Source organism: Streptomyces sp. NPDC006516 (assembly GCF_040611875.1).
GTDB lineage: Bacteria > Actinomycetota > Actinomycetes > Streptomycetales > Streptomycetaceae > Streptomyces.
This window is the reverse complement of record NZ_JBEXPD010000002.1, coordinates 460,144-479,603: the sequence shown is the minus strand read 5'-3', so window position 1 is coordinate 479,603 and position 19,460 is coordinate 460,144. Positions and strand designations below refer to the sequence as shown.

Annotated in this window: 14 protein-coding genes; 5 read left to right on the top strand and 9 right to left on the bottom strand. The window is 71.8% G+C overall.

Going from position 1 to position 19,460, the window contains the following annotated elements; genetic code table 11:
* Positions 1-79: 79 nt before the first annotated feature.
* The 3 genes from ABZY45_RS08395 to ABZY45_RS08385 form a co-directional block, all read right to left on the bottom strand.
* On the bottom strand, positions 80-2,941 hold the full coding sequence (locus tag ABZY45_RS08395; RefSeq protein WP_356738729.1) for a protein kinase: 2,862 nt from the start codon (positions 2,939-2,941) through the stop codon (positions 80-82).
* A gap of 189 nt (positions 2,942-3,130) precedes the next feature.
* A complete protein-coding gene (locus ABZY45_RS08390; protein ID WP_356737410.1) occupies positions 3,131-5,197 on the bottom strand; it encodes a protein kinase in 2,067 nt (688 codons plus the stop codon).
* Between the two features lie 334 nt (positions 5,198-5,531).
* Positions 5,532-7,238: a glycerol-3-phosphate dehydrogenase/oxidase gene (locus ABZY45_RS08385; protein ID WP_356737408.1), complete on the bottom strand. Its 1,707-nt coding sequence runs from the start codon at positions 7,236-7,238 to the stop codon at positions 5,532-5,534.
* A 259-nt stretch (positions 7,239-7,497) separates the two neighbouring features.
* On the opposite strand from ABZY45_RS08385, the gene ABZY45_RS08380 reads away from it, so the two are divergent.
* The gene (locus ABZY45_RS08380) at positions 7,498-8,760 is read left to right on the top strand and encodes a nucleotide sugar dehydrogenase (RefSeq protein ID WP_356737406.1); all 1,263 of its coding nucleotides are present in this window, start codon (positions 7,498-7,500) and stop codon (positions 8,758-8,760) included.
* Positions 8,761-8,889: 129 nt separating this feature from the next.
* Complete coding sequence (locus tag ABZY45_RS08375; protein WP_356737404.1) at positions 8,890-9,507, top strand: hypothetical protein; 618 nt, start codon at positions 8,890-8,892, stop codon at positions 9,505-9,507.
* Between the two features lie 69 nt (positions 9,508-9,576).
* Here ABZY45_RS08375 and ABZY45_RS08370 read toward each other — a convergent pair whose 3' ends face one another.
* The 4 genes from ABZY45_RS08370 to ABZY45_RS08355 all read right to left on the bottom strand — a co-directional run bounded on the left by ABZY45_RS08370 (position 9,577) and on the right by ABZY45_RS08355 (position 14,183).
* A complete protein-coding gene (locus ABZY45_RS08370; protein WP_356737402.1) occupies positions 9,577-10,701 on the bottom strand; it encodes a GuaB3 family IMP dehydrogenase-related protein in 1,125 nt (374 codons plus the stop codon).
* 104 nt (positions 10,702-10,805) lie between these two features.
* Positions 10,806-12,308, bottom strand: coding sequence for an IMP dehydrogenase (gene guaB / locus ABZY45_RS08365; RefSeq protein ID WP_356737400.1), 1,503 nt, complete (start codon positions 12,306-12,308; stop codon positions 10,806-10,808).
* Between the two features lie 161 nt (positions 12,309-12,469).
* Positions 12,470-13,045, bottom strand: a complete 576-nt coding sequence (locus ABZY45_RS08360) for a sigma-70 family RNA polymerase sigma factor (protein WP_030123887.1) — start codon at positions 13,043-13,045, stop codon at positions 12,470-12,472.
* Positions 13,046-13,571: 526 nt separating this feature from the next.
* Positions 13,572-14,183, bottom strand: coding sequence for a response regulator transcription factor (locus tag ABZY45_RS08355; RefSeq protein ID WP_003948568.1), 612 nt, complete (start codon positions 14,181-14,183; stop codon positions 13,572-13,574).
* Between the two features lie 416 nt (positions 14,184-14,599).
* Here ABZY45_RS08355 and ABZY45_RS08350 point away from each other — a divergent pair, with 416 nt between their 5' ends.
* Positions 14,600-14,929 carry a WhiB family transcriptional regulator gene (locus tag ABZY45_RS08350; RefSeq protein WP_356737398.1) on the top strand — a complete coding sequence of 110 codons (330 nt, stop codon included), beginning with the start codon at positions 14,600-14,602 and terminating at the stop codon, positions 14,927-14,929.
* A 94-nt stretch (positions 14,930-15,023) separates the two neighbouring features.
* Here ABZY45_RS08350 and ABZY45_RS08345 read toward each other — a convergent pair whose 3' ends face one another.
* Complete coding sequence (locus ABZY45_RS08345; RefSeq protein WP_356737396.1) at positions 15,024-15,914, bottom strand: LysR family transcriptional regulator; 891 nt, start codon at positions 15,912-15,914, stop codon at positions 15,024-15,026.
* Between the two features lie 82 nt (positions 15,915-15,996).
* Here ABZY45_RS08345 and ABZY45_RS08340 point away from each other — a divergent pair, with 82 nt between their 5' ends.
* Together ABZY45_RS08340 and ABZY45_RS08335 are read left to right on the top strand one after the other, a co-directional pair.
* Entirely contained in the window at positions 15,997-16,677 is a 681-nt protein-coding gene (locus ABZY45_RS08340; RefSeq protein ID WP_356737394.1) for an MOSC domain-containing protein, read from the top strand.
* 231 nt (positions 16,678-16,908) lie between these two features.
* Complete coding sequence (locus tag ABZY45_RS08335) at positions 16,909-17,682, top strand: SDR family oxidoreductase (RefSeq protein ID WP_356737392.1); 774 nt, start codon at positions 16,909-16,911, stop codon at positions 17,680-17,682.
* Positions 17,683-17,788: 106 nt separating this feature from the next.
* On the opposite strand, the gene groL is transcribed toward ABZY45_RS08335, so the two are convergent.
* Positions 17,789-19,414, bottom strand: a complete 1,626-nt coding sequence (groL, locus tag ABZY45_RS08330) for a chaperonin GroEL (RefSeq protein WP_356737390.1) — start codon at positions 19,412-19,414, stop codon at positions 17,789-17,791.
* Between the last annotated feature and the right edge of the window lie 46 nt (positions 19,415-19,460).

Below are 19,460 nucleotides of genomic sequence, written 5' to 3'. Positions count from 1 at the left end.
GACGGGGGGCGGCGCGACGTAACCTCGCATCGCCCACGAGACCGCACTGTGATGCTTGTCGCTCCGGGCCGCCGGCCCGTCAGGAGCCCACGCGGTACGAGGAGATGGCCTGCTCGTAGATGTCGGAGACCTTGTCCCGCTCGTTCTCCGGGCCGATGACCTGCACGATGTGGTATCTGCCGTCCACGATCATGGCCAGGTTGCGGACGTACACCTGACGGCCACCGCTCTCCTGCCAGGTGAACTGCCCCTCGGCCATGGCCTGTTTGCCGACGTCGACACGGCGCAGACCCGTCGATGTGGCCCAGCTGGACTCACGGAAGGGCTTCAGCTCGGGCTCGCCGGTCCGCTGGTAGTCCAGCGGGTCGTCGCCGTGGACCTTGACGGTGTCCCGGCCGGGGACGACCAGGACGCTGAACCCGTCCGCACCGTAACGGATCTGACGGTCCGCGTTGGCCGGGCTGCGCTGCCAGTCCTTCGGCACACCGATCTCGAATCCCTCGGCGTCCTTGCGGAGTTCGTACCCAGCTGCGAGAGCGACGGCCGAGCGGCTGGTCTGCGGCTTCTCGGAGCCCGACGAGCCGGAGGACGCCGAGGCACCGGACGACGGCGTCGCCCCGGCGGAAGGGCTGCCGGAATCCGGGTCGGCGGGCGCGACGGAGTCCGCGGGCGAGGCTCCCGCCCCTGATCCGGAATCCGCCTTGGGCATGAACAGCACGGCGTAGGCCACGGCCGCGGCCATGAGCAGGAGGATCAGCACCAGCAGCAGCCGTCCGAGCCGCCGGGGCGCCCGGCGGCCGGGAGGCGGCTGCCGCAGCACCTTGGGCCCCTTGGGTTCGCGGGGCGCGCGCGGCGGCTTCTCGTACGCCTGCCGGTCCTCGTACGGCTTCTCGTGGCGCTGGGGCTTGCCCTGCCGGTGCCGGCCGTGCGCCGCACCCCGGCCCCGGCGCCTGCGCACCAGCTCGCCACGGCGGCGGACGATCGGCAGGCGGGTGGCGTCGGCGGGCGGCATCGTGACGATGTCGGCGCCCGCCTCGGGCTCGGGGGCCGAACGCACGAGGGAGCGCAGCCAGCCGCGCAGCTCCTCGAAGTCAGGGCGCTCCGTGGGGTCCTGCCGCAGCAGTGACTCCACGACGGGGCGAAGCGGACCGCACTCCTCCGCGAAGGCGGGCGGCTCGCCGCACACCATCTGGACGAGCTCGGCCGCGTTCTCCTCCGGATACGGGGCATGGCCCTGCACGGCGCGGTAGAGCAGCGCGCCGAGCGCCCACAGATCGGTCGAAGGGCCGATGGGCGGGGCCAGCTGCCAGTTGTCGTGGACCGGGCCTGCCTGCTCGGGCGCCCACCGCTCGGTGACGGCGCCGACGACGGCGATACGGGCCTGCCTGGCGCGTTCGGCGGCGAGGGGCGTCGCGGGGCCGCGATAGGCGGGCGTGTCGCCCCTTCCCGCCACGACCTCGTCCCATCCGCCCGCGGGCCGCCGGGCGGCCGCCGGCTGCGGCAGCCGGTCCCGGCGCTCCACGGCTCCGCCGCCGAGGCGCTGGGCGTCGGCGCGCAGCGCGTCCTCACCGGAGCGTCCCGGTCCTGCGGAGCTGCCCCCGGCCGGCACGGGCCGGCCGGCGCCGGGGCCGTCACCCCAGGTGCCTGCGAGGTGGACACGACGGCCGGGGGGCGGCGGGCCGCCCGGGTCCTCGTCGTCGTCGTCCTCGTCGTCGTCCTCGTCGTCGTACGGGTAGGCGTACGCCTCGGCTGCCGCCCTGCCCCAGGTGCCGCCCGTCGGCTGCGGGGGGCCTGCCGCGGGGGGAGCCGACGGCTCCTCGCGCCCGGCCTCGCCCGCGTCACGCTCGTGGTCGGCCGGGTCCGAGGCGGCGCGCCTCTGCTGCTCCCCCGCGCGGGCCGCCGCACGGGCGCCCTCACGGTAGGCGGCGATGGCACCGGCGCGCGCGGCGCGCAACTGCGCCGCGCTCCCCGCCCCGGGCGGGGCGGGGGGCTGGGCGGGCTCGACCTCGGCGCGGGACGCGGGGGCGGGCAGACCGTCGCCGGCCGCCCTGGGAGCGGGCAGGGCGTCGGGCGCGTGCGCGGCCTCCTGGGCGGGCGGCTCAGCGGCGCGCAGGGCGTCCTGGGCGCCCGGGGCGTCCTGGGCGCCCGTCCCGGCGATGTGCGGGGCGCCCTGGCCCGGGAGCGCGGGGGGCGTGTGCGGGAGCCCGTCCGGAGCCGGGAGGGCGCCGGGGGCCCGGAAGGTGTGCGGCGGGGAGAGGGCTTCCGGCCCGGTCCCGCCCTCTGCCGGTTCGTACGGCCCCGTGGGCCCCGTCTCCACGGCGGGGGGCCCGTAGGCCTCTTCCCCGTCAGGCTGCGGCACGGGAACGTATCCGCACAGGGCTTCCTCGGCCGCCCCGGCCGCCAGTCCGGTCAGCACGACCCGGCCGTCGTCGCAGACCAGTACCGTGCGGACGGTGATGTTGCGGTGCGTCCAGCCGTGCGCGTGCAGCACCCGCAGCGCCGTGAGCACGTCGGAGCCGATCTCCGCTGCCCGGTAGGGGTTGAGCGGCCGCTCCGCGAGCAGCGCGGCGAGTGGCCGGGCGGCGACCAGCTCGCTCACTATCCAGAGCGATCCGGCCTCGGCGAACACGTCGAAGACCTGGTCGAGTCGCGGATGGTCGGGCACCTGTGCCGCGGCCTGCGCCGCCTCGATGGCCCGCCGGACCGCGGGATCCGTCGACCGCCGCACCGTACGTCCCGAGGCGCGCCTGGCGGCCGACGGCAGCCCGTCGGCGTCCAGCACCTCGGCGTCCACGACCTCCGGCAACGGCACCTGGCGGACCAGGACTTCCTGTCCGCTGTATGTGTCGAACGCCCGGGTCTCAGCCAGTTCGTACGCATCGGACGGAGGCAGCGGAAGGCGGTAGCGGTCGGCCAGTACCCGACCCGCGTAGTCGTCCACGACGCCTCCCCAGAGCGCGCTGTCCCCCGGCCAAGAAGACCGCATGAATCCATCAATTGCGGTCACTTACTGTGCGATTGACTCACGATTCCGGCTGCGTACGGTCCTCGCCCTCTCACAATACGTGGCAAGTCGCGGCTGCGCGGCCGGGTCACCACAACCCGGCCGCCCGTTCGGCCTCGTGGCAGGTCAGTCGGTGGGTTCGAAGGTCGCGAACGCCGTCTCACGGAGCGTGCGGCACTCCTCGCCGTTCCACTCGGACGCCTTGCAGCTGATCATGATGGAGTAGCCGTGAGTGGCGTCGGCCTTGAAGCCCCGGTTGAGGACCCGCACCCGCATGCCCTGCTGGTTGCGGGTGAACTCCCAGTCCGCGACGGTCGGGTAGCCGTTGTACTCGACCTTCTTTATGCCGATGTGCTTGTAACCGTTGCTGAGACTCCTGGTCGCCGCGACCGCACCCGCCCAGGCGGCGGCAGCGTCGTCCTTCGGGGAGCCGTTGTAGTCGATCTGGATGCGGGGGAAGCCGCCGTCGGCGTTGTAGATCGCGCCGGAGTTCTGTCCCGCTATGGCGTCGAACTTGAAGGAGCCGGGCATCGCCACGGAGAAGTGGAACTGCTTGTTGCCGACGGTCCGGTATCCGGAGGGCAGCGCATCAGGGCCGGGTTCGGCGGTCTCCTGCGAGGCCGAGGGCTCGGCGGACGCCTCACCCTTCTCCTGCCCCTGACCGTCCTCGCCGCCCTTCTCCGTCCCGCTGGTCCCCTCCTTGCCCGACCCGCCGCCGGTGGCCTCGGAGTCTTTGCCCGCCGACGCGCCCGCCGACGTCGTGGTGCCGCCCTTGGACCCGCCCTTGTCGCTCTCCCCGTCGTCGCCGAGGGTGAGAGCCAGGACCGTACCGAGGACGGCGAGCACGACGACACCGGCGATGACCGCCAGCGTGCGGCGCGGCACGACATCGGTGATCGAAGCGGTGGTCCTGGCGGGGTGTCCGGCGGGGCCTGAGGCCGACGCCATGGCGGCGGGGGTGCCCGGCGCGCGCGAGGGCGTGCGCGGACCGGACGCGGCTGCCGCGGGAGCCTTCGCGTTGCGTACGGAGCGCAGCGCGCCGCGCAGCCGCTCGCGAGCGCTGTCGGCCGCGCCGAGCCCGCCGGACGCGGAGGCCGCGGCGGTGGTGGTGGGACCGGAAGCCGGGGTCCCGGCCGCAGGGCTTCCCGCCGCCGGGGTCGCGGTGCCTGATCCGTGCGCGGCGCCGGCGGCGGCCGCGGCGGCCGCCGCCTTCTTCTTGCCGCTCGCGGAGTCGCCCCTGCCGGTCTTGGCGGCCTTCGCGCCCTCGCCGCTCGTGGCGTCGCCGATCGTCGGCAGCGCCATGACCTGGGTGGAGTCGGCGGGGGGAGTGACGGGTGGTTCGGGGGCGTTGATCACCGCGTTGAGCAGGACGCGCGCTCCGGCGTCGTCCAGACGCTGGTCGGGATCCCTGGCCAGCAGGCCGTAGATGACCTCCTCCAGCGGTCCCGCGTGGACGGGAGGTTCGACCGGCTCCGTCATCACCGCCGTCAGCGTGGCGATGGCCGAACCCTTGTCGTACGGCGGGCGGCCCTCGACGCTCGCGTACAGCAGCCCGCCCAGTGACCACAGGTCGGCGGGAGGGCCGGGCTTGTGCCCGCGTGCGCGCTCGGGCGAGATGTAGGAGGGGGCGCCGACGAGCATGCCGGTCGAGGTGACGGAGGGGTCACCCTCGACCTGGGCGATCCCGAAGTCGGTCAGGACGACCCGGCCGTCCTCGGAGATCAGCACGTTGGACGGCTTCACGTCCCGGTGCAGAATGCCCTCGCGGTGCGCCGAACGCAGCACGTCGAGGATGGCGAGGCCGACCTCCGCCGCCCGTCTCGGCGTCAGCGTCCCGTCCTCGCGGATCACCTCGGCGAGGGACTTGCCCTCGATGAGTTCCATGACGATCCACGGCCGGTCGTCCTCGTCGACCACGTCGTAGACAGTCACCGCGCTGGTGTTGCGGATCCTCGCGATGGCCTTCGCCTCGCGGAGGGTTCGCGTGATCAGACGCCGCTTCTCGTCCTCGTCGATGGAGGACGGGAACCGCAGTTCCTTGACGGCGACCGTACGCCCCAACGTCTCGTCGGCAGCACGCCAGACCGTGCCCATGCCGCCCCGGCCGAGCACCTCCCCAAGGCGGTACCGCCCCGCGAGGAGACGTCCGTCCTTGTCCCGTTGGGGCTCCTGCGCCTGCTCCGCCTCCGACATGCGTCCCCTCTGCGATCAACCCGCCCTGGCAGAGCGTTCATTGTCCCTCACCCCGGGACCGGTCATGGTGCCGGGTCCGGGGCGACCCTTGTGCGGCCAGGGGGAGGAACCCCCCGCCATGCGGACATCCAGGGCTCTTTCCGCCGCCTCGCCCGCATCGGCCCCGCACGCCCGGGAACCGCGCGCCTGTCCCAGCGAACCACACCTCACGCCCCACATCGTCCCGCCTCCCCCCGCTCGCCGTCGAGGACCGCACCCCGACGGCCGCCGCCCCGGCACGTGGCGGGCCTCCGGCAACGGCGGGAAGCCGCCCGCCCCGTGCCGTCACGGCCCCCTAGATCGGCACGATGTCGGGCGCGCCCAGACGTGCCGCGTCAGCCGTGAGGTCGTCCGGCTGACGCTGCGACTCCCGTTCCGCCTCCACCCGCTTGCGGTAGTGCTCCACCTCCCGCTCGACCTGGCCCGTGTCCCAGCCGAGCACCGGAGCCATCAGGTCCGCGCACTCGCGGGCGCACCGCGTGCCGCGGTCGAAGGTCTCGATGGAGATCCGGGTACGCCGCGTCAGGACGTCGTCGAGGTGCCGGGCACCCTCGTGCGAGGCGGCGTAGACGACCTCCGCCCGCAGGTAGTCCTCGGCGCCGGCGAGCGGCTCACCCAGTGTGGAGTCGTTCCGGACGAGGTCCAGGAGTTCCTCCGTCATCGAGCCGTACCGGTTGAGCAGATGCTCCACGCGCACCACGTGCAGCCCCGTCCTGGCGGCGATCCTGGCGCGCGCGTTCCACAGGGCGCGGTAGCCCTCGGCGCCCAGCAGCGGGATGTCCTCCGTGACACAGTCGGCCACCCGCTGGTCGAGCGCGTGCACCGCCTCGTCCACGGCGTCCTTCGCCATGACGCGATACGTCGTGTACTTGCCGCCCGCCACGACGACGAGCCCCGGCGCCGGGTGGGCCACCGTGTGCTCGCGCGAGAGCTTGCTGGTGGCGTCCGACTCCCCGGCCAGCAGCGGGCGCAGACCGGCGTAGACGCCCTCGACGTCGTCCCTGCCCAGGGGGGTGTTCAGCACGGAGTTCACGTGCTCGAGCAGGTAGTCGATGTCGGCGCTGGACGCGGCCGGGTGGGCCTTGTCGAGATCCCAGTCGGTGTCCGTCGTGCCGATGATCCAGTGCCGCCCCCAGGGGATGACGAAGAGGACCGACTTCTCGGTGCGCAGAATGAGCCCGGTCGAGGAGTGGATGCGGTCCTTGGGCACGACGAGATGGATGCCCTTCGACGCCCTGACGTGGAACTGCCCGCGTTCGCCGATCAGCGCCTGGGTGTCGTCCGTCCACACGCCTGTCGCGTTGACCACCTGCTTGGCCCTGACCTCGTACTCCCCGCCGCCCTCGACGTCCTGCACCCGCGCGCCGACGACCCGCTCGCCCTCCCGCAGGAATCCCGTCACCCGCGCCCGGTTCGCCACCTGCGCGCCGTAGCCCGCGGCCGTGCGGACGAGGGTCGCCACATAGCGCGCGTCGTCCATCTGTGCGTCGTAGTACTGGAGGGCGCCCACCAGGGCGTCCTTCTTGAGGGCGGGGGCGACCCGCAGGGCGCGCCGGCGCGAGAGGTGCCGGTGGACGGGAAGGCCCCGGCCGTGACCGGAGGACACCGACATCGCGTCGTACAGCGCGACGCCGGAACCCGCGTAGAGCCGCTCCCAGCCCTTGTGCTGCAAGGGGTAGAGGAAGGGGACGGGCTTGACGAGATGGGGCGCCAGGCGCTCCAGCAGCAGTCCGCGCTCCTTCAGCGCCTCCCGCACGAGTGCGAAGTCCAGCATCTCCAGATACCGCAGCCCGCCGTGGATCAGCTTGCTGGACCTGCTCGACGTCCCCGACGCCCAGTCGCGCGCCTCGACCAGTCCGGTCGAGAGTCCTCTGGTGGCCGCGTCCAGCGCGGTCCCGGCGCCGACCACGCCCGCTCCCACTACCAGCACGTCCAGTTCGCGCTCGGCCATCGCGGCGAGCGCCTCGGTGCGCTCCGCGGGTCCCAGTGTCGCTGTCCTCACTGCTGCCTCCCGGTCATCCCGGTGCATCGGGGTGGGTGGTACGGCACGGGAGCGAGGACCGGCCCGGAGGGCCGGGCGCCCGTGCCCACCACTCGATTCTGTCCGCGCTCGACGACTTCAGCCACCGCCTGTGGACAACACCCGCACCACAAGAGTCCAAGAATGCGACATATAGGTCATATTTACGCCTAGTCTGACATTGCGCTGTCCCCAGCGGTTGCGCTTTCTGCATTCTTGGTCTTAGGGAAGGACGGCCCACATGCCGGCAGACCTTGCTGTCATCGGACTCGGTCACCTCGGCCTGCCCCTCGCCCAAGCAGCCGTCGGCGCGGGGATCCAGACCGTCGGCTACGACACCGATCCACGCCCCTTCGCCGAACTCTCCGCGGGCCGTACGCCGGTCGAGGGAACCCTCAGCGCCTCCGACATCCGGCGCATGGTCTCGGGGGGCTTCCGGCCCACCGCCGATCCGGCGGAGCTGGGCCGGGTCCGCACCGCCGCGATCTGCGCCCCCACCCCCCTCGGACCGGACCGCACCCTCGACCTCGGCGCCGTGACCGACGCGGCCCGGGCGCTCGCGGCCCGGCTCCGGCCGCACACCACCGTCCTGGTGGAGTCGGCCGTACCGCCCGGGACCACCGAGAACGTCGTACGCCCCCTGCTGGAGGACGGGTCCGGGCTGCGCGCCGGACGCGACTTCCACCTCGCCCACTCCCCCGGCCGCCTCGATCCGGGCAACCGCACCCACGTCTACGCCCACACCCCCAAGGTCATCGGCGGTCTCACCCCCGCGTGCACCGAATCGGCAGCGGCCTTCTACGGGCGGCTCACCGACAAGGTCGTCCGGGCCCGGGGACCGCGTGAGGCGGAGATGACGAAGGTCCTCGAAACCAACTTCCGGCACGTCAACATCGCGCTGGTCAACGAGATGGCGGTGCTCTGCCACGACCTGGGGGTGGACCTCTGGGACGTCATCAGGTGCGCCGAGACCAAGCCCTTCGGCTTCCAGCCCTTCCGCCCCGGGCCCGGTGTCGGCGGCCACGGTGTCCCCGTGGACCCCGGCTACTTCCCGTACAACAGCCGTACGCCCGGCCACCCCCTGCGCATGGTCTCGCTGGCCAAGGAGATCAACGACCGGATGCCCGGGTATGTGATCCAGCGCTGCGCCACCCTGCTCAACGAGCACGGCAAGTCCGTGCGGGGGGCCCGGGTCCTGCTCCTCGGCGTCACGTACAAGCCGGACCTGGCCGACCAGGAGGCCTCCCCGGCCCGGGAGATCGCGAGCCGGCTCATGGACATGGGCGCCCAGATCGGTTACCACGACCCGCACGTCCTGGACTGGCGCGTACGCGACCTGCCCGTACCGCGTGCGGACTCGCTCTACGAGGCCGCCGCCGGGGCGGACCTGACGGTGCTTCTGCAGCACCACCGCACGTACGACCTCCAGGGCCTCGCGGTGAAGGCCCAGCTGCTCCTGGACACCCGGGGTGCCACCCCGGCGGGCGCCGCGCACCGGCTGTAGCGGGCCCCGCAAGGTGACCGCCGGGATTCCCGGTGGGCCGTGTCGGCGTGGGCTGCTAGCCTGCGGCGTCACTTCTCGCACACCCGTGTTTCGCACGCCCGTGCGCACCGTCCCAGGGGGATCACCACCATGAGCCAGCCCGTGCAGCCGCCGAACCCGCCGCAGCAGCCCTACGACGGCCAGCCGGCCGACGGCAACCCGTACGCGGGGCAGCAGCCCACGCCCGGCAACCCCTACGCGGGCCAGCAGCCCGGTGCGCCGACCGGCAACCCGTTCGCCGGTCAGCAGGGCCAGCAGCCCGGCCAGTTCGGCGGCGGCTTCCCCCCGGCCCCGTCGGCCCCGCGGGCCCTCGGCGGTGCCGGGGTCGGCGTGCTGGTCGCCTTCGGCGCCGCGGTCGTCGCCGCCATCCTCTACGGCGTCCTCGCGGGTTCCATCGAGCGTGAGATCGGCTACGCGGCCATCGGCGTGGGCTTCCTGGTCGGCTTCGCGGCGAGCAAGGTCGGCGGCGCCAACCCGGCCGTCCTCGGCGCCGCCGCCGTCTTCTCCCTCGTCGCCGTCTTCCTCGGCCAGCTCATCGGCATGTCGATGATCCTCGCGGACGGTCTGGGCGTCGGCTTCTCCGAGGTCTTCTTCGAGCACTTCGGCGACGTCGTCGACGTCTGGAAGGAGGAGGCCGACTTCATGACGTACCTCTTCCTGCTCCTCGGCCCCGTCGCCGCCTTCGGTGGCGCCCGCAAGGCCGGCTGACACCTCGTACACGCGCGAACGGCCCGGACCACCGTGGTGGTCCGGGCCGTCGCGTCTGCGTACGGGAGATCAGCGGCGGTGCTGCGAGTCCGCCACCGTCACCTCGACGCGCTGGAACTCCTTGAGGTCGCTGTAGCCCGTGGTGGCCATCGCCCGGCGCAGCGCGCCGAAGATGTTCATCGAACCGTCAGGGCTGTGCGAGGGCCCGGTGAGGACCTCCTCCGTCGTGCCGACGGAGCCCAGGTCGACCAGCTTGCCGCGCGGCACGTCCTCGTGGACGGCCTCCATGCCCCAGTGCCGGCCGCGGCCGGGCGCGTCCGTGGCACGGGCCAGCGGGGAACCCATCATCACGGCGTCCGCGCCGCAGGCGATGGCCTTGGGCAGGTCGCCGGACCAGCCCACGCCGCCGTCGGCGATGACGTGCACGTACCGGCCGCCGGACTCGTCCATGTAGTCACGGCGGGCGCCGGCCACGTCGGCGACCGCGGTCGCCATCGGGACCTGGATGCCGAAGACGTTGCGCGTGGTGTGCGCGGCGCCACCGCCGAAGCCGACGAGGACACCGGCCGCACCGGTACGCATCAGGTGCAGGGCGGCGGTGTACGTGGCGCAGCCGCCGACGATGACCGGGACGTCCAGCTCGTAGATGAACTGCTTCAGGTTCAGCGGCTCGGCAGCGCCCGAGACGTGCTCGGCGGAGACCGTCGTACCGCGGATGACGAAGATGTCCACGCCCGCGTCGACGACGGCCTTGGAGAACTGGGCGGTGCGCTGCGGCGAGAGCGCGGCGGCGGTGACGACACCGGAGTCGCGCACCTCCTTGATGCGCCGGCCGATCAGCTCCTCCTGGATGGGGGCGGAGTAGATCTCCTGGAGCCGCGGGGTTGCGGCCTCGAGGGGCATCTCGGCGATCTCGTCGAGCAGAGCCTGCGGGTCCTCGTGCCGGGTCCACAGGCCCTCGAGGTTGAGGACGCCGAGGCCGCCCAGCTCACCGATGCGGATGGCGGTCTGCGGGGAGACCACCGAGTCCATGGGCGCGGCCAGGAAGGGCAGCTCGAAACGGTAGGCGTCGATCTGCCAGGCGATCGAGACCTCCTTCGGGTCACGGGTGCGCCGGCTCGGTACGACAGCGATGTCGTCGAACGCGTATGCCCGCCGACCGCGCTTGCCGCGCCCGATCTCGATCTCAGTCACGATGGTGTGGCCTTTCCTCTACGTCTGCGCTGTCCAGTATCCCCGACGCACACGTGAGGGGCGGTCCCGGGAACCCCGGTCCGCCCCTCACCTGGGCTGATGCCTTACTTCCTGCTGTAGTTCGGCGCTTCCACCGTCATCTGGATGTCGTGCGGGTGGCTCTCCTTGAGACCCGCCGAGGTGATCCGGACGAAGCGGCCCTTGCGCTCCATCTCGTCGACGGAGGCGGCACCGACGTAGCCCATGGTCTGGCGGAGGCCGCCGACCAGCTGGTGGAGCACGTTGGCCAGCGGGCCGCGGTAGGGCACCTGGCCCTCGATGCCCTCGGGCACGAGTTTGTCGTCCGAGGACACCTCGGCCTGGAAGTAGCGGTCCTTGGAGTACGACCGCCCCTGGCCACGGGACTGCATGGCACCCAGCGAGCCCATGCCGCGATACGACTTGAACTGCTTGCCGTTGATGAACATCAGCTCACCCGGGGACTCCTCACAGCCCGCGAGGAGGCTGCCCAGCATCACGCTGTCGGCGCCGGCGGCGAGCGCCTTGCCGATGTCGCCGGAGTACTGGAGACCGCCGTCGCCGATCACCGGGACGCCCGCGGCACGCGCGGCGAGCGCGGCCTCGTAGATCGCGGTGACCTGCGGGACGCCGATGCCGGCGACCACGCGGGTGGTGCAGATCGAGCCGGGACCGACGCCCACCTTCACGCCGTCGACACCGGCGTCGATCAGGGCCTGGGCCCCGTCGCGGGTGGCGACGTTACCGCCGATGACGTCGATGCCGACGCTCGACTTGATCTTCGCCATCCAGTCGAGGGCGTTGCTGTTGTGACCGTGCGAGGTGTCGACGATCAGGAAGTCGACACCGGCGGACGCGAGCGCCTGGGCACGGTCCAGCGCCTCGGGGCTGGCGCCGACTGCCGCGCCGACCAGCAGGCGGCCCTCGGCGTCCTTGGCGGCGTTCGGGTACTGCTCGGCCTTCTTGAAGTCCTTGACCGTGATGAGGCCCTTGAGGACGCCCGCGTCGTCGACCAGCGGCAGCTTCTCGATCTTGTGGCGGCGCAGCAGCTCCATGGCGTCCACGCCGGAGATGCCCACCTTGCCCGTGACCAGCGGCATGGGCGTCATGACCTCGCGGACCTGACGGCCACGGTCCGACTCGAAGGCCATGTCGCGGTTGGTGACGATGCCGAGCAGCTTGCCCCCCGCGTCGGTCACCGGCACACCGCTGATGCGGAACTTCGCGCACAGCGCGTCCGCCTCCCCGAGCGTGGCGTCGGGGTGCACGGTGATCGGGTCGGTGACCATGCCCGACTCGGACCGCTTGACCAGGTCGACCTGGTTCACCTGGTCCTCGATCGAGAGGTTGCGGTGCAGCACACCCACACCGCCCTGGCGGGCCATGGCGATGGCCATCCGGGACTCGGTCACCTTGTCCATGGCCGCCGACAGCAGGGGGATGTTCACCCGTACGTTGCGCGAGATGAGGGACGAGGTGTCGACCGCGTTGGGCAGCACCTCGGACGCGCCGGGCAGCAGCAGCACGTCGTCGTATGTCAGCCCGAGCGTCGCGAATTTCTCGGGCACTCCGTCGACGTTTGCAGTCATGACACCTTCCCCAAATGGCCTTGATCGGTGCGGATGTCCATGCTAACGGCCTCGCGGGGTGTCTCATTCCACGAGCAAGATCACCCAGCGGTTCTGTGGCTTCCTACAGCGCCGCGGAATCGGCACGACCAGCCGTGGAGGCGATCGTGGAACCGGCTCCCCTACTGGCCCGCGAGGGCCCTCAGCCTGCTCAGAGCACGGTGCTGGGCGACCCGGACCGCGCCCGGGGACATGCCGAGCATCTGCCCGGTCTCCTCCGCGGTCAGACCGACCGCGACCCGGAGGACCAGCAGCTCCCGCTGGTTCTCCGGAAGATTGGCGAGAAGCTTCTTGGCCCAGGCCGCATCGCTGCTGAGCAGTGCGCGTTCCTCCGGGCCGAGCGAATCGTCGGGCCGCTCCGGCATCTCGTCGGAGGGCACGGCAGTCGATCCGGGGTGCCGCATCGCGGCGCGCTGGAGGTCGGCGACCTTGTGGCCCGCGATCGCGAAGACGAAGGCCTCGAAGGGCCTGCCTGTGTCCTTGTAGCGCGGGAGCGCCATCAGGACCGCGACGCAGACCTCCTGAGCGAGGTCCTCCACGAAGTGACGGGCATCACCGGGAAGACGGTTCAGCCGCGACCTGCAGTACCGCAGGGCGAGAGGGTGCACGTGCGCCAGCAGGTCATGGGTGGCCTGTGCGTCGCCGTCGACGGCACGGTGCACCAGAGCACCGATCACCGTCGTCCCGTCCTCGCGCATCGGACCATGGTGCCTTGACGCCGTCCGATCCGAGGCATCGCGTCCGGAGTTGTGCACCGAAGCGTTATCAGCGGGTGTGCCGGGCTCACGCACGGGGGCGCCTCCGGGCCGGACCGCAGGGTCTCCGGGGTGTGCCACGGGGTCTTCGGACCCGCCCTCCGGGTCTCCGGGCCGGCCCCCCGGTGCGCCTCCGGACCGGACGGCGGCCGCGCTGCCGGTGCGGTCGGCAGGCGTTCCGTCGACGCGGCCGGCCGACGCCTCGCCGGCCGGGGCCGCGGCCACGTCCGCGGCGTCGTGGGCGAGTGCTCCAGAGTTCTGAGCGGGTGCGCCGGATGTCATGTCCTGCGCCCTCCCCTTCCGCTCGGCCGAATGTTCCCGGAGGAACTCCACACCTCAAGGATGCGGCATCGGCCGGGAAGCGTCACACAGCGCCGATGGGGAGGGCCCGGCCGCAGGTCCGCCGCCACCGTCGTCCCGTCCGCCGCCGTGCGGACGGGATCGCGTCGCTACGCGCCGAGCCGCGGCATCAGCGGACCAGGCCCCAGCGGAATCCGAGCGCGACGGCGTGCGCACGGTCCGAGGCCCCGAGCTTCTTGAACAGCCGCCTCGCGTGCGTCTTCACCGTGTCCTCGGAGAGGAAGAGCTCCCGCCCGATCTCCGCGTTGGAGCGGCCGTGGCTCATCCCTTCGAGCACCTGGATCTCACGCGCGGTGAGCGTCGGCGCCGCACCCATCTCCGCGGACCGCAGGCGACGTGGGGCGAGCCGCCACGTCGGGTCGGCCAGCGCCTGGGTGACGGTCGCGCGCAGTTCGGCACGCGAGGCGTCCTTGTGCAGATAGCCACGGGCTCCGGCGGCGACGGCGAGCGCGACACCGTCCAGGTCCTCGGCGACGGTCAGCATGATGATCCTGGCCCCGGGGTCCGCGGAGAGCAGCCGCCGGACCGTCTCCACACCCCCCAGGCCGGGCATGCGTACGTCCATCAGAATCAAATCCGAACGGTCGGCCCCCCAGCGGCGGAGGACTTCCTCGCCGTTGGCCGCCGTCGTCACCCGCTCGACACCGGGCACGGTCGCAACCGCGCGGCGGAGCGCTTCTCGGGCAAGCGGGGAGTCGTCGCAGACGAGGACGGATGTCATGACCGTCCTCCGCAGCTGATGCGCGTCACCTTGAGCCTCCAGGCTGATTCAAGTCGTCACCTGTGCGGTTGACCCCCTCGGACATCTGCCCGAGCTCGATCTCCGTCAACCGCCTCGCCCTCATCAACGACGGTCACTCGAAAGAGTTACGGGCCAAAGCATCCGGTTCGGCACTCTAAGTGAGGGGGTGCACACAGAGAAGAAGGGCACGAGACCCGTCAATCAGTTCACCGCCCGCCGACCTGCCCCATTTAGCGGGTTTTCTCCCCTTTTGCTGGCGTCTGAGGCTAGATTCGCAATCAGTCATATTTACATCTACTAACACCGTAGATGTACGGTCGGGACTCAGGTCGCCGACGAGCAACGACGGTCGAGGACGCCGTTTCCGACTCAGCAAGGTTTCGAGGGGACACGCAATGGCAGATTTCTCCCGCCTTCCCGGACCCAACGCGGATCTGTGGGACTGGCAGCTGCTGGCCGCCTGCCGCGGGGTCGACAGTTCACTGTTCTTCCACCCCGAAGGAGAACGCGGAGCAGCCCGGAGTGCCCGCGAGACCTCGGCGAAGGAGGTCTGCATGCGCTGCCCGGTACGCGCCGAGTGCGCCGCGCACGCGCTCGCGGTGCGGGAGCCCTACGGCGTGTGGGGCGGCCTGACCGAGGACGAGCGTGAGGAGCTCATGGGCCGGGCCCGGAACCGTCTGATCTCCGCCCACTCGGGGCCGGCCCCCGAGGCCGGCGCCACCTGACCCTCCGCACGATCGACCTACCGAAGAAACGTTTCCTCCGACCCGGTGCACGCCCGCCGCCGGACGGGTGGGCTGGGCCGGCGGGGCGTTTTGGTCAGCGCGAGGCCGCCAGGGACAGCTGGTCCAGCGTGGCCGCCACCGCCGGCACCCGTGCGAGGTCGGGCAGGGTGAGTGCGACGATCTCCCGTTCCACGGCCGGCTCCACCGTCACGGTGCGCGCCCCCTTGGGGCGTACGGACTCCATGGCCAGCTCCGGCAGCACGGCCACACCGAGACCCGCCCCGACGAGCCCGATCACCGCCGGGTAGTCATCCGTGGCGAAGTCGATCCGGGGGGTGAATCCGGAAGCCTCGCAGACCTCGACGAGCTGCCGCCTGCACCGGGGGCAGCCGGCGATCCACGGTTCGTCGGCCAGCTCCGCGATGCCCACCGCGTCCGCCCCGGCCAGTCGGTGCCCCTCCGGGACGAGGCCGATCAGCCGGTCCACGAGCAGCGGTCGTACGACCAGGTCGTCCCACTCGCCGCCCATCGCCCCGTAGCGGAACGCCAGCGCGATGTCGCAGTCGCCGTCGCGCAGCATCTCGACCGAGCGCGGCGGTTCCGCCTCGACGAGCGACACCTGGGTGCCGGGGTTTGCGGCGCGCAGGGCCGCGAGCGCGCCCGGGACCAGCGCGGAGCTCCCGCTCGGGAACGAGACGAGCCGGACCCGGCCGGCCCTCAGCCCCGCGATCGCCGCGACCTCCTCCTCGGCGGCGGTGAGGCCGGCGAGGATGCCGGACGCGTGCCGTACCAGGGCCTCGCCTGCCTGGGTGAGCCGCATCTCGCGGCCCGTCCGGATCAGCAGCGGCGTACCCGCGGAGCTCTCCAGGGCCTTCATCTGCTGGCTGACGGCGGGCTGGGTACAGCCCAGCTCACGCGCGGCGGCGGAGAACGAACCGGTGGTGGCCACGGCGCGCAGGACACGGAGATGACGAGCTTCGATCACCCTTCAACCATAAGCGCATCTTGTAGCTCCAGTCGATTAATCCCGAGAGCCTTTGGGGGTTACGGGGCTAACCTGTGGCCTCATGAAGGTCCTCACCGTGAACATCGGCCGCCCCGCACCCTCCGCCCACACGGACGGGCCCGGCGGGCTCACCGGAATCGGCAAACACCCGGCCGACGGCCTCGTGCGGGTGACCGACCCAGGGCCCAAGGGCACGGGCGGCAGCGGCCTCGCCGGGGACTCGGTGTGCGACCTCCGGCACCACGGAGGCTCGGACCAGGCGGTGTACGCCTACGCACGCGAGGAGCTCGACGCCTGGGAGAAGGAGCTCGGCAGGCCCCTGCCCAACGGTTCGTTCGGCGAGAATCTGACGACCCTCGGCGTCACGGTGAGCCAGGCGCGGATCGGGGAGCGCTGGCGGGTCGGCGGCGAGTTGCTCCTGGAGGTGACGTCGGGCCGCATTCCGTGCCGGACCTTCGCGGACCATCTCGGCGAACGCGGCTGGGTGAGGCGCTTCACGCGTGAGGGGGCGACGGGCGCGTATCTGCGGGTCATCGAGCCGGGGACGATCCGGGCCGGCGATCCGGTCGAGCTGGTGCACCTGCCCGACCACGACATCACCACGGCCATGGAGTTCCGGGCGACGACGACGGAACGGGAACTGCTGCCCCGCCTGCTGGCCGCCGGGGAAGCGCTGCACACGGAGACCCTGCGCGCCGCACGGGAGTACGTGGCGAAGCACGGCACCCCGACGCCCTCCTGAACGAGCCCTGCCGCGCGGGCTGCCGGGGCCGGCGCCGGCGACGGCCTTCCCCCACGCGGGCCGTCGGAGCAGCACGGGCGGCTGGGCGGCGGGCGGCGAGGTGGTTCCGGATTCGCCCGGTGACGCCCCCACACACACAACGGCCCCCGGACGCACGGCCTCGGGATCGGGCCCGGTCACGGGAACGAGGCGGGTCGGCTGCCGTGTACGCGGGGCACTAACGTGCCGCGTATGACGACTGCACTGATTACGGGCGCGACGGCGGGGATCGGGGCCGCCTTCGCACGGCGGCTCGCGAGTGACGGGCACAATCTGGTGCTGGTGGCCCGCGACACGGAGCGGCTGCGGGCCCATGCCACGGAGCTGCACGACGGACACGGCATCGAGGCCGAGGTGCTGACGGCCGACCTGTCCACGGACGCCGGGATCGAGGCGGTCGAAGCACGGTTGACGGACCGTGTGAGCCCGGTCGACCTGCTGGTCAACAACGCCGGCTTCGGGAACAAGGGGCGTTATCTCGACGTCTCGCTGGCCGACGAACTGACGATGCTCAAGGTGCACTGCGAGGCGGTGCTGCGGCTGACCTCGGCCGCGGCGGGCTCGATGCGGGAGCGCGGCCGGGGCGGGGTGGTCAACGTGGCGTCCGTCGCGGCCTTCCTGCCCCGTGGGACGTACGGCGCCTCGAAGTCGTGGGTCGTGCAGTTCACCCAGGGCGCGGCGAAGGACCTCGCGGGTTCCGGGGTGCGGCTCATGGCTCTGTGCCCCGGCTTCGTACGCACCGAGTTCCATCAGCGGGCCGGGATGGGGACGGGCAACATCCCGGACTGGATGTGGCTCGACGCGGACAAGCTGGTGACCGCGGCACTGGCGGACCTGGCCCGGGGCAGGACGGTGTCGATCCCGGACCCGCGTTACAAGGCGCTGATGGGTCTCGTGAAGCTGACGCCCCGCAGCCTCCTCGGCGGGGTCACCTCCCGCGCGGGCCGGACGTACGGCCCCAGGTAGCCCTGCCGTTTCGGCCGGAGGCGAAGCTCCGCGTGAGACACCGAGGCCCGGTACCCCCGCGACGGGGGTACCGGGCCTCGGTGTTCGTACGGAACCGTACTGCGTACTAGTGGGAGTGGCCGTGGCCGCCGTGACCGGCGTCGGCCTCTTCCTCGGCCGGCTTCTCGACGACCAGGGTCTCGGTCGTGAGCAGCAGCGACGCGATGGACGCGGCGTTCTCCAGGGCGGAGCGGGTGACCTTGACCGGGTCGATGACGCCGGCCTTCACCAGGTCGCCGTACTCGCCGGTCGCGGCGTTGAAGCCCTGACCCTTGTCGAGCTCGGAGACCTTGGAGGTGATGACGTAGCCCTCGAGGCCCGCGTTCTCCGCGATCCAGCGCAGCGGCTCGACGGCGGCGCGGCGCACGACCGCGACACCCGTGGCCTCGTCGCCGGTCTTGCCGAGGTTGCCCTCGAGGACCTTGACGGCGTGGACCAGAGCGGAGCCACCACCGGAGACGATGCCCTCCTCGACCGCGGCGCGGGTCGCGGAGATGGCGTCCTCCAGACGGTGCTTCTTCTCCTTGAGCTCCACCTCGGTGGCGGCACCGACGCGGATGACGCACACGCCGCCGGCCAGCTTCGCGAGGCGCTCCTGGAGCTTCTCACGGTCCCAGTCCGAGTCCGTGGACTCGATCTCGGCCTTGATCTGGTTGACGCGGCCCTTGACGTCGGCGGAGTCGCCGCCGCCGTCGACGATGGTCGTGTCGTCCTTGGAGACGGTGACACGGCGAGCCGTGCCGAGCACGTCCAGACCGGCCTGGTCGAGCTTGAGGCCGACCTCCTCGGCGATGACGGTCGCACCGGTGAGGGTGGCGATGTCGCCGAGCATGGCCTTGCGGCGGTCACCGAAGCCCGGGGCCTTCACCGCGACGGCGTTGAAGGTGCCACGGATCTTGTTGACGACGAGGGTGGAGAGCGCCTCGCCCTCGACGTCCTCGGCGATGATCAGCAGCGGCTTGGAGCCACCCGCCTGGATGACCTTCTCCAGCAGCGGGAGCAGCTCCTGGATGGAGCCGATCTTGCCCTGGTGGATCAGGATGTACGGGTCGTCGAGGACGGCCTCCATACGCTCCTGGTCGGTCACCATGTACGGGGAGAGGTAGCCCTTGTCGAAGGCCATGCCCTCGGTGAACTCGAGGTCCAGACCGAAGGTGTTGGACTCCTCGACGGTGATGACGCCGTCCTTGCCGACCTTGTCCATCGCGTCCGCGATGAGCTCGCCGACCTGCGGGTCCTGCGCGGAGAGCGCGGCCACGGCGGCGATGTCGGCCTTGTCGTCGATCGGGCGCGCGCTCGCGAGGAGGTCCTCGGACACGGCCTTGACGGCGGCGTCGATGCCCTTCTTCAGGGAGGCCGGGGAGGCGCCCGCGGCGACGTTGCGGAGGCCTTCGCGGACGAGGGCCTGGGCGAGCACGGTGGCGGTGGTGGTGCCGTCACCCGCTACGTCGTTGGTCTTGGTCGCCACCTCCTTCACCAGCTGGGCACCGAGGTTCTCGTACGGGTCGTCGAGCTCGACCTCGCGCGCGATGGTGACACCGTCGTTGGTGATGGTGGGAGCACCGAACTTCTTGTCGATGACGACGTTGCGGCCCTTCGGACCGATCGTCACCTTCACCGTGTCGGCAAGCTTGTTGACGCCGCGCTCAAGGGCGCGACGGGCGTCCTCGTCGAACTTCAGAATCTTCGCCATGGGCTGAGCTGTCCTCTCAAACGAACTGCGCCCCTCGCCGCCCGGC